This window comes from Mycobacterium sp. ITM-2016-00317 (assembly GCF_002968295.1).
GTDB lineage: Bacteria > Actinomycetota > Actinomycetes > Mycobacteriales > Mycobacteriaceae > Mycobacterium.
Genome location: NZ_CP134399.1, coordinates 3,427,249 through 3,441,205 on the forward strand (window position 1 = coordinate 3,427,249; position 13,957 = coordinate 3,441,205).

10 protein-coding genes are annotated in these 13,957 nt (G+C 70.1%); 2 read left to right on the top strand and 8 right to left on the bottom strand.

Annotation, left to right across the window (positions count from 1 at the left end; translation table 11 throughout):
- Nucleotides 1-55: 55 nt before the first annotated feature.
- Nucleotides 56-334 carry a hypothetical protein gene (locus C6A87_RS16345; protein ID WP_311113247.1) on the top strand — a complete coding sequence of 93 codons (279 nt, stop codon included), beginning with the start codon at nucleotides 56-58 and terminating at the stop codon, nucleotides 332-334.
- Nucleotides 331-2,028: an alpha/beta hydrolase gene (locus C6A87_RS16350; protein ID WP_311113248.1), complete on the top strand. Its 1,698-nt coding sequence runs from the start codon at nucleotides 331-333 to the stop codon at nucleotides 2,026-2,028. Before C6A87_RS16345 ends, C6A87_RS16350 begins: the two co-directional genes overlap by 4 nt.
- Here the strand turns inward: C6A87_RS16350 and C6A87_RS16355 are convergent.
- The 8 genes from C6A87_RS16355 to C6A87_RS16390 are packed head-to-tail and all read right to left on the bottom strand — an operon-like array spanning nucleotide 1,994 to nucleotide 13,917.
- Entirely contained in the window at nucleotides 1,994-2,773 is a 780-nt protein-coding gene (locus C6A87_RS16355; RefSeq protein WP_311113249.1) for an IclR family transcriptional regulator, read from the bottom strand. The two genes, C6A87_RS16350 and C6A87_RS16355, sit on opposite strands and share 35 nt — an antisense overlap.
- 12 nt (nucleotides 2,774-2,785) lie before the next feature.
- Nucleotides 2,786-4,633, bottom strand: coding sequence for a putative nucleotidyltransferase substrate binding domain-containing protein (locus tag C6A87_RS16360; protein ID WP_311113250.1), 1,848 nt, complete (start codon nucleotides 4,631-4,633; stop codon nucleotides 2,786-2,788).
- On the bottom strand, nucleotides 4,608-6,131 hold the full coding sequence (locus C6A87_RS16365) for a GMC family oxidoreductase N-terminal domain-containing protein (protein ID WP_311113251.1): 1,524 nt from the start codon (nucleotides 6,129-6,131) through the stop codon (nucleotides 4,608-4,610). Before C6A87_RS16365 ends, C6A87_RS16360 begins: the two co-directional genes overlap by 26 nt.
- Complete coding sequence (locus tag C6A87_RS16370) at nucleotides 6,124-7,653, bottom strand: amino acid permease (RefSeq protein WP_311113252.1); 1,530 nt, start codon at nucleotides 7,651-7,653, stop codon at nucleotides 6,124-6,126. The genes C6A87_RS16365 and C6A87_RS16370 overlap by 8 nt, the downstream gene beginning before the upstream one ends.
- A 28-nt stretch (nucleotides 7,654-7,681) precedes the next feature.
- A complete protein-coding gene (locus C6A87_RS16375; RefSeq protein ID WP_311113253.1) occupies nucleotides 7,682-9,175 on the bottom strand; it encodes an aldehyde dehydrogenase family protein in 1,494 nt (497 codons plus the stop codon).
- A gap of 26 nt (nucleotides 9,176-9,201) precedes the next feature.
- Nucleotides 9,202-10,338: an aromatic ring-hydroxylating dioxygenase subunit alpha gene (locus C6A87_RS16380; protein ID WP_311113254.1), complete on the bottom strand. Its 1,137-nt coding sequence runs from the start codon at nucleotides 10,336-10,338 to the stop codon at nucleotides 9,202-9,204.
- Nucleotides 10,335-11,468 carry an N-methyl-L-tryptophan oxidase gene (gene solA, locus C6A87_RS16385; RefSeq protein WP_311113255.1) on the bottom strand — a complete coding sequence of 378 codons (1,134 nt, stop codon included), beginning with the start codon at nucleotides 11,466-11,468 and terminating at the stop codon, nucleotides 10,335-10,337. Before solA ends, C6A87_RS16380 begins: the two co-directional genes overlap by 4 nt.
- Before the next feature lie 4 nt (nucleotides 11,469-11,472).
- Nucleotides 11,473-13,917 carry an FAD-dependent oxidoreductase gene (locus tag C6A87_RS16390; protein WP_311113256.1) on the bottom strand — a complete coding sequence of 815 codons (2,445 nt, stop codon included), beginning with the start codon at nucleotides 13,915-13,917 and terminating at the stop codon, nucleotides 11,473-11,475.
- Nucleotides 13,918-13,957 lie beyond the last annotated feature (40 nt).

Sequence of the window (13,957 nt, forward strand, 5' to 3'; positions counted from 1 at the left end):
ACGAGCCCTGTGGATAACCCGGCCGGACCGGCCTCGGGGTCTGTCAGCATGAGCCATGGGGGAAATCGCTCACGTCGACACCGACCGCCTGCACGCGCTGGCGGGACGCTTCGACGGCACGGCGTCCGCGGTCGCCGACATGTCGCGGCCCGTGCTGGAACCGGGCGCGCTGCCCGCCGCGGTGGTGTCGGGGTTGGGGATCGACGCGCTGCTCGCGCCGCAACTGCAGGGCGTCGTCGCCGACCTGGCCGACTGGGCCGCGGCCGCCCGCAGCGCCGCCGCGGCGTTCGCCGACACCGACGCCGTCAACGGCGGGCGGTTCACGCCGCGGTGACCGCCCCGACCGTCTCGACGGCGCAGCGGTGGCGGCCCGAGGCGCTGCTGGGGTTGAGCGCCGGCTGTGACGACGCCGCGCGCACACTCACCGCTTTGGTCGACGATGCCGCGGCTGAAGCCGAACGCAGCCGGGACCACTGGACGGGTGCGGCCGCCGACGCCGCCCGCGAACGCGCACAGCAGATCTCCGCCGTCGCCGCCGAGGTGGCCCGGCGTCTGGTGACGGCGTCGGTGGCCGCGCGGGACGGCGCCGAGCAGATCACCGCGGCCCGCGCCCACCTGCTCGACGAGGTCGAGCGGGCGCGCCGCGACGGCCTCGACGTCGCCGACGACGGTTCGGTCACCGTCGCCTCCGCCCCGTCCTCGCTGCTGGTGCTGCTCGCGGGCGGTCAGGAGGCGGTGGCCGTCGACATGCTCGAAGTCCGGGCCCGGGAGATGAGCGCACGGATCGGTGAGGCGTTGCGCAGGCTGGGTGCGGCCGACGCCGACGCCGCCGACGACATCGCCGCGGCGCTGGCGGTGTTCGCTGCGCCGGTGCTTGAGCGGCCCGCCGCACCGGTGCTTGAGCGGCCCGCCGCACCGGTGCTTGAGCGGCCCGCCGCGACGGTGCCCGCCGGGGCGTGGCCCGTGCGCGCCGCCGATGTCGTCGACGCCTGGCCGAGCATGAGCCAGGACCGGATCGCCGCCCAGGTCGCGGCGATGACCCCGGAGCAGCGCCAGCGGCTGCTGGCCGACTTTCCGGAGCAGGTCGGCAACACCGACGGGATTCCCTGGGACATGCGCGCCGCGGCCAACCGGCTCAACATCGCGGCCGCGATCCTCGCCGAGACCGGTTCGGACGGCCCGTCGCGGGACCGCATCGCGTTCTACCGCGGCCTGCTCGGCGAGATCGACGATCCGGCCGGCCGCGGCCGCATCACCCGCACGATCGTGGCGTTCGACCCCGGCCGGGCGTCGCTGGTCGAGCTCAACGGTGATCTCGCCGCCGCGCGCAGCCTCGCGGTGCTGGTGCCCGGGGTGAACACCACGATCGAGGGTTCGGCGGCCAACACGGCCACCGCGCAGCGTTTCGTCGCGGCGACGGGCGGGGACGTCGCGGTGATCACGTACCTGGGCGGGCCGTTCCCGCAGGTGCACAACCCCGCCGACGTGGTCTTCGACGCCGCCGACCCGCGCTACGCACTCGAGATGGCGCCCCGGCTGGTGGCCTTCAGCGAGGACGTGGACCGGCAGGTGCCCGACGGCGTACTGGTGACCGTGATGGGCCATTCGTACGGCGGGTCGATCGTCGGCACCGCCGAGACACTCGGGCTGACGTCGGACCGCACCCTGTTCCTGGCCGCCGCGGGCGCCGGGGTCGGCGTCGACGACCCCGGCGACTGGCGCAACCGCAATCCCGCCGTCCAGCGCTACTCGATGACCGCGCCCGGCGACTTCATCGAGCTGGTCCAGGGCATCCCCGGTGGCCGCCACGGCGCCGACCCGGATGAGATGAGCGGGGTGATCCGTTTGCGCACAGGCGTTTACGACGACGGGGGTGCGGTGGCGGGCTGGGATGCCCACAGCGGCATGCTGAACCGGCCTTCGGACGCGTGGCGGACGATCCTGGCGGTGATCACCGGGGATCGCCGCACCGTGGACCGCGCCGCGGTGGGCGTCAGTCCCGGGCCGTCCAGCCCAGCCGGCGGCTGATGCGGTCGGCGGCCGCGACGGTCTGCTTGGCGACCTCGTCGAAACGGTCCACCGCGAGACGATACGACGGACCCGAAACACTCAGCGCGGCAACGACTTGCGCGTGGACGTCGAACACGGGTGCGGCGACCGCGTTCAGCCCGACCTCGAGTTCCTCGCAGACACTCGCCCAGCCGCGGTCGCGCACCACCGCCAACTGGTCCTGCAGTTCGACCATCCCGGTCACGGTGGACTCGGTGAACGCATCCAGCGGCGGCCGCACCCGGGCCCGCAGTTCGGCGGGATCGAGACCGGCCAGCAGCACCTTGCCGCTCGATGTCGCGTAGGCCGGGCAGGTCTGCCCCACCCAGGTCCGCAACGTGATCTCGGCGGGGCCGATCGTCTCCACGATGTTGACGATGCGGTCCTGGTCGAGCACCGCGAGATTGGCGGTCTCCCCCACCTCGACGCTGAGCGCGTCGCACGCCTCCTGGCCGAGCTTGACCAGGTCGATCTGGCCGCCGGCGACGTGCGCCAGTCGCGGGATCGCGAAGCCGAGGCGGTACTTGCCGCGTTCGGAGACCTGTTCGACGTAGCCGCGGGCCTCCAGCGCCGCGATCAGCCGCGACGCCGTGGACTTGTGCACGCCCAGCTCTGCGGCGATCTCGGTGACTCCGGCCGCGCCGAGGCCGGCGACGATCTCCAGCACCGTCAGCGCGCGGTCCACCGACTGCACGGCAGCCGGCGTTCGGTCGTCCATGGCCATTGCGCAGTGAGCCTATACGCCGGTGAGCCCGAGATTGCCGACCCGGCGCCGGACCGCGGCGATCTCCCGCAGCCCGTCGCCGAGCAGGCTGCGGTTCAGCGGGGACAGCTCCGACATCGTGATGATGTCCCCCGGCGCGTGGCCGGCGGCGACCTGATCGACCTGATGGGTCATCCGCAGCCGTTGCAGCATCGCGAACACGTCGCACAGGGTCTGCGCGTCCCGCTCGCTGAGCGCCCCCGCCTCGGCGCCGGCCTGCAACCGCGTCGGGGTGCTCGCCGAGGTGACGCCCGCGGTCAGCCCGGCCCACCGGGCCAGGTTCACCACCGGGGTCACCGCATGGTTCTTCAGGTCGAAGGTGCCGCCGCGGCGCGACAACACGTCACGCAGCGACCGGGTGCGCATCTTGCCCGACAGCGCGTCGAGCAGCTGCAGCCGCAACGCGTTCGGGTGCTGTTCGCGGATCCGCTGAAAGGCGGCGGGCACGGTGTGCAGGCTCGGGTCCCCCCACACCACGCGGGCGTCGATCAGCAGCGACGACAGGATCAGCCCGCGATCGCGCAGCGGGTCGCTCAGCCAGCCCTGCGCGGTGTGCAGCCAGTCCGACTGCGACCGCGAGAACGTCCTCTTGGACGCGACTGCACCGTTGCGGTCCGACGGCAGACCCGACGCGTCCAGCACCTCGTGGACCTCAGCGGCGAGCGCCCGCAGCCGCGGCGCCTGCCCGCCCAGTTCGTCGCGCCAGGACAGCGCGCTGTCGACGTCCGAGGACGGCATCGCCTCACGCCGCGCCACGCTGCCCAGGGTCAGCCAGGCGAACCCGTCGAGGTTCCGGTTCTGCGGTTGGGCGACAACGAGTTCCAGGGCGCGTCGGACCAGACTGTCGACGACGACCGACAGGATGGCGCTGGTGGCGGCCGCCTTCGTGCCGCTGCGGAACAGGTCGACGGCGGTGCCGGTGACGCGCCTGCCTGCGACCTGCAGTTCGTCGGCGGTGCCCGCCTGGGCGATGGCCCGGCGCAGCATGAAGCTCTGCCGGGCGGTCGCGGCCAGCAGATCGGCGTCTTCGAGTACGCCGACGACCTCCCCGCGCGGCGTCAGCACCGGCATGTGCCGCAGCCCGCACTCCAGCATCTCCATCAGCACGCTGTCGGCGGTCAGATCGGCGGTGACCGTGCGGGCCGGCGCGCTCATCACCCGTTCGATCGCGACGTCGACCGGGACGCCCGCCGCGACGACGCGGGCGCGCAGGTCGCGATCGGTGAAGATGCCGAGCCTCCCGTCAGGGAGCCGGATCAGCGCGTACGACGCGTGGTGCTCGGTCATCTTCACGACGACGTCGCGCACCGCGTCGCCGGGCTCGACCACCAGCACCTCGCCGCGCACCAGCTCGCCGACCGGCGTGCTGTCCGCGGCGGGCATCAGCATCGACCGTTCGGCGACGTGGTTCCAGCCGGAAGAGGCCAGGAACGCCAGGCCCGAGGGCTTGGCGAACTGCGCGCGCACCAGCGGCTCGGGCAGTCGCACCAGCGTGCTGGGCGCGGTGGTTCTGGCCTCGAAATCCATTCCTGCGCCTGCCAGTAGTGGCATGTAGCCGAATATCCCGCCCGGGGTCACGTTGTCGATGAGCGCGCCGTCACCGCTGGTCCGCAACGCGACGGCGCCGTCGCGCACCATCCACACCTCGTCGGGCACCCCGGTCGCGTAGTCGGCGACCACCACGCCGGCCGGGAACCGCGTCAGCGACGCCCCGCCGGCCAGCGCGTCGAGTTCGTCTTGCGTCGATCCCTGGAACGGGGTGTGCCCGGCCAGGAACGCGGCGAGGCCGGCCTTCTCAGGTGGCTCTGATGAGGTCGGCACACTTCTCAGCCATCGTCATCACGGTGATGTTCGGGTTGACCGACGGCAACTTCGGCATGGCCGAGGCGTCCACCACACGCAGCCCGGTGACCCCTTTGACCCGCAGTTGCGGATCGAGCACCGCCATCGGGTCCGACACCGCACCCATCCGCGCGGTCGCGGCCGGGTGGTAGACGGTGTTGTGACAGCGGTGGATGTAGTCGAGCAGCTCGTCGTCGGTGGTCGCACCGGCGCCGGGGGCCAGTTCCCGGCCCACCCAGGGCGTCAACGGCGCCTGTTCGGCGATGCGGCGGGCCAGCCTGACCCCGGCGAGCATGATGCGTTCGTCGTAGCCGTCGGGGTCGGTGAAGTAGCGCGGGTCCACCCTGGCCCGGTCGCGGAAATCCCGGGAGCGCAACCGCACCGTGCCCCGGGACCGCCCCTGCGTCACGTTGGGGGTCAGGCAGAATCCGTTGTCGGTGGTCGGGTATCCGTGGCGCAGCGTGTTCATGTCGAACGGGACACTGCCGTAGTGCATCATCAGGTCCGGCTGGCGCAGACCCTCGTCGACGGTGGTGAACAGGCCGATCTCCCACCACTGGGTCGACGTGCGCACCATGGGTTGGGCGGCCTCCCAGAACACCAGCCCCTCGACGTGGTCGTCGAGGTTCGCGCCGACCCCCGGTGAGTCCACCCGGACGTCGACGCCGATCTCGCGCAGGTGGGCGGTGGGACCGATTCCGGAGAGCATCAACAACTTCGGGGTGTCGATCGCGCCGGCGGTGGCGATCACCTCGCGCCGCGCGGACACCGTGTCGTAGCCGGTGAGGTCGGGCCGCTGATAGCGCACCCCGGTGGCGCGTGACTGCTCGTCGAACAGGATCTCCGACACCCACGAGTCGGTGCGGACCTCCAGGTTCCTGCGGGTGCCGAGGATCGGGTGCAGGAACGCGTGGCTGGTCGAGAGCCGGGTGCCGTCCTCGGTCGCGTTGATCTGGAACCAGCCCGCGCCGTTGCGCACCGTCTCGCCGCGGTTGAACTTCACCGTCGGTATGCCGATCTGCGTCGCCGCGTCGAGAACCGCTGTGCCGCAGGGATCGTGGGGCGGCACGTCGCGCAGCACCACGGTCTCGGCGAGCCGCCGGACCAGCGGCAGCACGTCCTCGGCGCCCCACCCGGTGGCGCCCATCGTCACCCACTCGTCGAGCGCCTCGGCGGGCGGAAGGAACGCGATGCACGAGTTGTGCGACGAGCAACCGCCGAGCACCTTGGCCCTGGCATGACGCATGAACGAGTTCCCGCGCTCCTGCGGTTCGATCGGGTAGTCCCAGTCGTAGCCGGAGTCCAGCAGGTGCATCCAGTCCGACAGCACCAGGATCGCGTCGTCGCCGACGTCGGACGGGCCCGCCTCGACCAGGCACACCGTCACGTCGGGGTCCTCGGAAAGCCGTGCCGCGAGCACGCATCCGGCGGTGCCGCCGCCGGCGATCACGTAATCGAAGGTCGCGTCCTCAGCCATCGGCACCCGCCAGGGTCTCGGCGGCGTGGGACTTCAGCGTGCCGATGTGTTTGCGGCCCTTGACGAAATACCAGAGCAGGCCGGCGCCGACGATGATGCCGATGTAGACGAACGCGCCCCAGGTGTTGTACCAGGGTTCGCCGTAGACGGCGGCGCGCGGCCAGGCCAGGTTCAGTGCCATGCCGATACCCCACACCACGGCCACGATGTTGACCGGCAGCCCCCAGCGTCCCATGGTGAAGTAACCGCCCTCCTTGAGATCCGCCGGCGGCCACTGACCCTGCAGCCTCTTCTTCAGCAGCGGCCCGGTGACCATCAGGTAGGCCAGGTAGATCATGATGATCGCGATCGAGGTCAGCACCGTGAAGATCTGCGGATTGGCGATGTTGACGACCAGGATGATCACCGCGATGATCCCGATGGTCACCGCGGGGACGATCGGGGTCTGGGTTCTCGGGTTCACCGTGGCCAGCTTCTCGCCGAACGGCAGCGCGTTGTCGCGGGCCATCGCGAACGTCAACCGGATCGCGGCGGTGTGCACCGCCAGGCAGCACACCGTCACCGCGATCACGATGCATGCCAGGAAGATCTTCCCCAGCGGGCCCCACATCACCTGCTCGACGATGTACTGCAAACCGCCGCTGCTCTCGCCGAGCTGCGGGTCCTGCAGGTTCGGCGCGGCCATCACCGCGAACACCAGGATGCCGCCGCCGATCACGAACGAGGCCAGAATGGCCCGCGCGATCGCCTTGGGGGCGGTGCGGCGCGGTTCCACCGTCTCCTCGCCCAGTGAGCTCGCGGTGTCGAATCCGTACATCACATAACCCGACGCCAGCGACGCGATCAGGAACGCACCGAGAAAGCCCATGCTCTCCCCGGCGCCGTAGCCGTTGGTGGAGAAGAAGATCTGCGGGCTGTTCTGCACATTGATCGCCAGCAGGAACACGATGAGCACCGCGGCGATCAACTCGATGAACACGCCGCTGGAGTTGATCCGCGACATCAGCCGCACCCCGAGCGCGTTGACCAGCGTGGTGAACATGATCAGCACCGTGCCGAGCAGCACAGCGTTGGCGGCGTAGTCGTAGGTGCCGGAGCCGTCGCCGATGACTTGGAAGCCGCTCCACAGTCGGGGCAGGTTCAGTTGGTAGGCCAGCGCGACCGCCGAGATCGTCACGATCGAAGCCGTCAACATCAGCCAGCCCGAGGTCCAGCCGACCAGCCGGCTGGCCAGTTTCTTGCTCCAGTTGTAGACCGAGCCGGCCACCGGGTATTTGGCGGCCAGTTCCATGAAGCACAGTGCGACGGCCATCTGGCCGACGAACACCATGGGCCACGACCACAGGTAGGCCGGTCCGGCGGTGCCGTAACCGAAGTAGAAGAGCTGGAACGTGCCGGTCAGAATCGAGATGTAGCTGACGCCCGCGGCGAAGCTGGCGAACTTCCCGATGCTGCGGTCCAGTGACTCCTTGTAGCCGAAATCCTCCATGCCGCTGTCGGTATGGGGCTGTTTGATCACCATTTCAGAGCCTGTCCCTTCCCCGGACGGACTAACCTTTGAACCAGCCCGCAGCAGTGGGAGCGGTGTTGTGCCAGATGTGTTTGAGTTCCTGGTATTCCGCGAGCCCGGTGGGCCCCAACTCGCGGCCGTTGCCGGACCTGCCGAATCCGCCCCATTCCGCCGCGGCGGTGTAGTAGCCGAAGTCGTTGAGCCACACCGTGCCGTGCCGCAGTGCCCGCACCGCACGTTCGCCCCGCGCCGGATCCGAAGTGCGGACACCGGCGGCGAGACCGTATTCCGTGTCGTTGCCGAGAGCGATCGCCTCGTCCTCGGTGGTGAACCGCTCGACCGTCAGTATCGGGCCGAACGTCTCTTCCTGCACGATTCGCATCGACCGGTCACAGCGGTCGAAGATGGTGGGCAGGAAGAAATATCCGTCGGCCAGCGCGGGTTCGTCCGGCCGCCGGCCGCCGCACACCAGCCGGGCGCCTTCGGAGATGCCCAGTTGCACATAGCCTTCCACCTTCGCGCGGTGCTGCTCGGAGACCAGCGGCCCGGTCTCGCTGGCCGGGTCCAGCCCGTCCCCCATCCGGATCTTGCCCGCCCGCGCGGCGAGTGCGGCGACGAAGTCGTCGGCCACGGACTCCTCGACGATCAGCCGGGTGCCGGCCGAGCACACCTGCCCGGAGTGCAGGAAGACCCCGGTCAGGACGTGGTCGACCGCCGCGTCCCAGCCGCCGTCGGCATCCGTGACGTCGGCGAACACGATGTGCGGGTTCTTGCCGCCGAGCTCGAGCGCGACCTTGGTGACGTGCTCGGCCGCGGTCCGCGCGATGGTGCGTCCGGTGGCCAGACCCCCGGTGAACGAGATGAAGTCGACGGCCGGGTTGTCGGTCAGCGCGGCGCCGAGCGTGGCGCCGCTGCCCTGCACCAGATTCACCACCCCGGGCGGCACCCCGGCCTCGACCAGCAACCGGACGAACGCGATCGTGGTCAGCGGCGTGACCTCGCTGGGTTTGGCGACCATCGTGCACCCGGCCGCCAGTGCCGGCGCGACCTTCCACGACATCTGCAGCAGCGGATAGTTCCACGGCGCGATCAGCACGCAGACCCCGATCGGTTCGCGCACCACGCGACTGACCACGGCGGGGTCGCCGACGTCGACGACGCGGTCGGACTCGGCGCCGATCAGCTTGGCGTAGTAGCGGAAAACCGAGGTGACGTCGTCGATGTCGATCCGGCTCTCAGCCAGCGTCTTGCCGGTGTCGACGGTCTCCAGCCCGGCCAGCTCCTCCTTGTCGCGCTGCAGCAGGTCGGCGACCCGGTCGAGCATCGCGGCGCGTTCGGTCACCGGCGTGTTCGGCCACAGACTGTCGTCGAACGCCGCCCTGGCGGCCTCGACCGCGGCGCAGGCGTCCTCGGGGGTGGCTTCGTCGACGACGGCGGCGACCTTGCCGCGGGCCGGGTTGACGATGTCGCGGGTGCCGCCGTCGGACGCGTGCCGCCAGACGCCGCCGATGTACAGGTCGGGTTCGCCGTCCATGGCCTACCGGAGCCCTCTCGTCGTGTCTACAACGCAGCCGCCAGCCGGGACACTACCCACGAATGGAACTCCGCGAGGTGGTGTTCGGCGGGAACGAGTACCCCGCCGTCGCGGTAGGCACGCGAGGACATCGCCGGCTGTGTCCGTTCACACGCCTCGAAGTCCTGCAGGTTGACCCGGTGGAACAGCTCCACGGAGTTCGACACGTCGCGCGCCGAGCCCACCACGTCACCGGTGTAGAGCCAGTCGCACTCGACCACGGTGCGGTCAGGCGCGACCGGATACATGCGGTGGAAGATGACGTGGTCGGGGACCAGATTCAGGAACACCGTGGGCTTGACGGTGATCGCGAAGTAGCGCCGGTCCTGCTCGTCGCTGATGCCCGGCAACCGTTCGAAGCCGGCGCCGCCGCCGACGGTGAACCCGGCCACCCCGGAACCGAACTGCGCGCCGAGGCCGATGTTGGATTGTGCCGCGACACCGCGGGCGAACTCGGGCAGCACCCCGACGAGTTCGGGGTGGATGGTGCTGCAGTGGTAGCACTCCATGAAGTTCTCGACGATCAGCTTCCAGTTGGCGGCGACGTCGTAGACCACGCGGTGCCCGACGTCCAGGCCTCCGATGCCGTACCGGTTCACGGCGTCGGGGTCCCCGAGCGTGCGGGCGGTCTCGGCCATCACGTCCTCGAACGGCGGTGGGGTGTCGGCCAGGCACACCCAGGCGTAGCCGAGCCACTCGGTCAGCGCCACCGGCACCAGACCGTAGCGATACCGGTCGATCGGTGCGCCCTCGCCGTCGGTCAGCGTGCCGATGTTGGGCGCGGCGACGAGTCGGCCGTCCAGCGCGTAGGTCCACGAGTGGTACGGACAGCGCAGGGTGCGTTTCACCTCGCCCTCACCCTCGACGCACAACTGCGCGCCGCGGTGCCGGCACACGTTCAGGAACGCCCGCAGAAGTCCGTCGCGGCCGCGCACCAGAAGCACGCTCTCGCGGCCGACCTGGACTTTCTTGAACCGGCCCGGGTCCGCCAGGTCGGCCGACCGGGCGGCGCAGAACCACATGGCCTCGAAGATGTGCTCCTGCTCGGCGGCGAACACCTCGGCGCTGGTGTAGTAGCGGCCGCCGAGGGTGGCCAGCAGGGCGGGCGCCAGTTTTGCGGTCATGCGGTCACCAATCTGCGGGGGTCGAACAGCGAGATCGGGTGCGCCGTCGCACCGGAGATGGCCAGATCGGCGAGGATCTCCCCCACCACGGGCACGAATTTGAAGCCGTGCCCGGAGAAACCGCACGCCACCGTCACGTTCACGCTGTCGGGGTGGCGTGCGATCACGAAGTGCTGGTCGGGGGTGTTGGAGTACATGCAGGTCGCCGAATGCAGGCAAGGGCCGTCCAACTTGGGGATCAATTCGGCCGCGCGGGTGCGCATCTCGCGGATCTCGCGTTCACCCACGGTGCGGTCGATGGTCTCGGGCGTGCACTCCACACCCTTGCGGAAGAACGCGACCTTCACCCCGCCGCGCGGTCCGTCGATGGCCGGGAAACCGTAGCTCTGCACACCGGAGCTGTCCTCGTCGATGAAGATCGGCTGATCCTCGAACGCGGCGGTGCCGCCGACGGGGTCGAGCCAGTAGAGCACTTGCCGTTCCACGGTGATCGGAATGCCGAACTCGGCGAGCAGTTGCGGGGCCCAGGCACCGGGACAGATCACCAGTTGACCCGCGGTGTACACACCGGCGGCGGTGCGCACCGTCACCCCGTCCGGCGTCGCGGTCCACTCCGTCACCTCCTCGCCGAACCGCAGGGTGGCCCCGGCGTTGCCGGCCAGGTCGAGGTGAGCCTGCACGGTCAGCTCCGGGCGGGCGAAACCGGCCTTGGCCTCGTAGAGCGCGATGTCGCCCGGATCGGGGGTGAAATTCGGGAAGCGCGAGCGGATCTCGTGTTCGTCGAGCAGTTCGTGGGGCAGGTCCCACTGCCGGCTGGCGCGCAGGCTGCCTGCGACGGTCAGGCAGTCCGGCGGCCCGATGAACAGCCCGCCGGTGAGGCGGTACACGTCGCGCCCGCTGTCGCGGGCCAGCTGCTCCCACAGGTCATAGGCGCGCAGCAGCAGCGGAACGTAGGCCGGGTCCTCGAAGTAGGACTGCCGGATGATGCGCGATCCGCCGTGGCTGGATCCCCGGTCGTGGGCGGGACCGAACTTCTCCAGCCCGAGGACGCGTTGCCCGCGCGCGGCCAGATGGTAGGCCGCGGCGCTGCCCATCCCACCCAGACCGATCACGATGACGTCGAAAGTCATTGCGTTACCTTCTGATCCGGGCCATCGTCGGATCCACGACGGGCTCGGCGTGGACGGCGGCGGTGTGCGTGGTGCCGTGGTAGTCGACGGTGACGGCGGCGCCGACGCCGACGTGCGCGGGCAGCCACGCGTAGGCCAGGGTGCGGCCGAGAGTCGCGGAGTAGCCGGCGCTGGTCACGTAGCCCACCGGTGCGCCGTCGACGAACACCGGCTCCTTGCCCAGCACGGCCGCGTCGGGATCGTCGAACACGATGGTGCACAACATGTTCTGCGGTATGGGGGCCTGCTCCAGCGCGGCCTGGCCGACGAAGCCACCGGGCTTGTCCATCCGCACCGCGAAGTCCAGTCCCGCTGTGGCGGGCCGGTGTTCGGCGGTCATGTCGGTGCCCCAGCTGCGGTAACCCTTCTCGATGCGCAGGCTGTTGAACGCGATCCGGCCGGCCGGGATGATGCCGTGCGGCGCGCCGGCCGCGGCGACCAGATCCCACAGCGCGGCACCGTATTCGGCGCTGGTGTAGATCTCCCAGCCGAGTTCGCCGACGTAGGAGACGCGCAGCATGGTGACCGGGATCGCGCCGAGATGGGTGTGCAGGGCGCGGAAGTACTTGAACGCGTCGTGGGACACGTCGTCGGGGCACAGCGGGGCGATGACGTCACGGGCAAAGGGTCCCCAGACGCCGACACAGCAGGTGCCGCCGGTGATGTCGCGCAGCACGACGTCGGACGGTCGGTGGCGTGAGAGCCAGTCGAAGTCCATCGGGGAGTTCGCACCGACCTGGAAGGTGTCTTCGGCCAGTCGGGCGACCGTGAGATCGCTTCGGATGCCGCCGGTGTGGTCGAGCATCAGGGTGTAGGTGACCGACCCGACGCTCTTGTCGACGTTGTTGGTGGTCATCCGCTGCAGGAACGCGGCGGCACCGGGCCCGGAGACCTCGTAGCGGGTCAGCGGGGTCATGTCGTACATCGCGACGTGTTCACGGGTCCAGTGCGCCTCGGCGATCGAGATCGGCGACCAGAACTTCGCGGCCCACTCGTCACGGCGCGGCACCGGCAGGCCGTCGTCGAACAGGCGCTGAGCGAGTGCGGCGTTGGCCTCGAACCAGGCCGGCCGTTCCCAGCCGCCGCCTTCGTAGAAGTACGCGCCGAGCCCGGTGTGCCGGGCGTGGAACGGGCTGGTGCGCAGGCCGCGCAGCGCAGTGCGGTACTGGTGCGGATGGACGACGTCGTAGACCTCGACGAACGCCTGGGAACTGGTCTGCATCACGAACTTCGGACTGCGGGCGGCCTCTTCGAACCGGTACAGGTCGCATTCGTGGGTGTCGGTCGACGGGGCACCGTCGATGATCCATTCGGCCGTGGCCTTGGCCACCCCGGCCGAATGGGTCACCCACACCGCCTCGGCCACCCAGAATCCCGGAAGCTCGCGGTGTTCGCCCATCAGTGAGAAGCCGTCGGGGGTGAACGAGAAGATCCCGTTGAAGGCCTCTTCGACCTTCGAATCGTGCAGCGCCGGAATCAGATCGGCAGCGGCACGCCAGGCGGGCGCGAAGTCCTCCTCGGTGAACGGCATCATCGACGGCATCGGCTCGCCCGCGGTGTCGGCGAGCAGAGTGGACATGTCCACCGGCATCGGCTTGTGGCGGTAGGACCCGATCCCGAGCCGGTCGACGTGTTCGCGGAAGTAGAGGTCCTGATCCTGGTGCCGCAGGATCGGCAGTCCGGCCTCGGTGAGTTCGGTGTTGCGGCCGACGAGTTCGGCGATCTGGCCGGTGCGGGCGTACTGGTGGGCCATCGGCACCAGCGGCAACACCAGGCCCACCTGGCTGGCCAGCTGTGCGCCCCAGAATCCGGCGGCACAGACCACGATGTCGGCGGCGAGGACGCCGTCGGCGGTGCGCACCCCTGTCACGCGGCGTCCGTCGTCGACGATGCCGAGCACCTCGGTGTGCGGGCGCAGGGTGGCGCCGCGGGATTCGGCGCGGCGGGCCTGCGCCTCGGCGGCCCGCAGGGCCTTGGCCAGCCCGTCGGCGGGGGTGTGGAAGCCGCCGAGAATACGGTCGCGGTCGACCAGTGGGTGTAGTCGCACGCACTCGGCCGGGGTCAGCAGGCGACCTTCGATGCCCCACGACCGGGCCCAGCCGGCCTTGCGGTGCAGGTCGGCCCAGCGCTGCGCGGTGGTGGCGACCTCCAGCCCGCCGACCGGGTTGAAGGCCCACCCGTCGGGGTGCTGCAGCGCGCTGAACTTCTCGACGGTGTAGCGCGCGAATTCGGTCATGGTCTTGGACGGGTTGGTCTGGAACACCAGTCCGGGGGCGTGGGAGGTGGAACCACCGGTGGCGAACAGTGGTCCGCGGTCGACGACGGTGACGTCCGTCCATCCCCGTGCGGTCAATTCATCGGCCAGTGACGTCCCGACGATGCCGGCCCCGATCACGACGACTTTCGGCATACGCGGACCGCTTTCGCTCGAACCCCTAGTTGCGTATTAC

Excerpts from the sequence above, each read along its gene's own strand:
- C6A87_RS16345 (WP_311113247.1), top strand. The coding sequence starts at position 56 with ATGGGGGAAATCGCTCACGTCGACACCGACCGCCTGCACGCGCTGGCG.
- C6A87_RS16355 (WP_311113249.1), bottom strand. The coding sequence starts at position 2,773 with ATGGCCATGGACGACCGAACGCCGGCTGCCGTGCAGTCGGTGGACCGC.
- C6A87_RS16365 (WP_311113251.1), bottom strand. The coding sequence starts at position 6,131 with ATGGCTGAGGACGCGACCTTCGATTACGTGATCGCCGGCGGCGGCACC.
- C6A87_RS16370 (WP_311113252.1), bottom strand. The coding sequence starts at position 7,653 with ATGGTGATCAAACAGCCCCATACCGACAGCGGCATGGAGGATTTCGGC.
- C6A87_RS16375 (WP_311113253.1), bottom strand. The coding sequence starts at position 9,175 with ATGGACGGCGAACCCGACCTGTACATCGGCGGCGTCTGGCGGCACGCG.
- C6A87_RS16380 (WP_311113254.1), bottom strand. The coding sequence starts at position 10,338 with ATGACCGCAAAACTGGCGCCCGCCCTGCTGGCCACCCTCGGCGGCCGC.
- solA (WP_311113255.1), bottom strand. The coding sequence starts at position 11,468 with ATGACTTTCGACGTCATCGTGATCGGTCTGGGTGGGATGGGCAGCGCC.
- C6A87_RS16390 (WP_311113256.1), bottom strand. The coding sequence starts at position 13,917 with ATGCCGAAAGTCGTCGTGATCGGGGCCGGCATCGTCGGGACGTCACTG.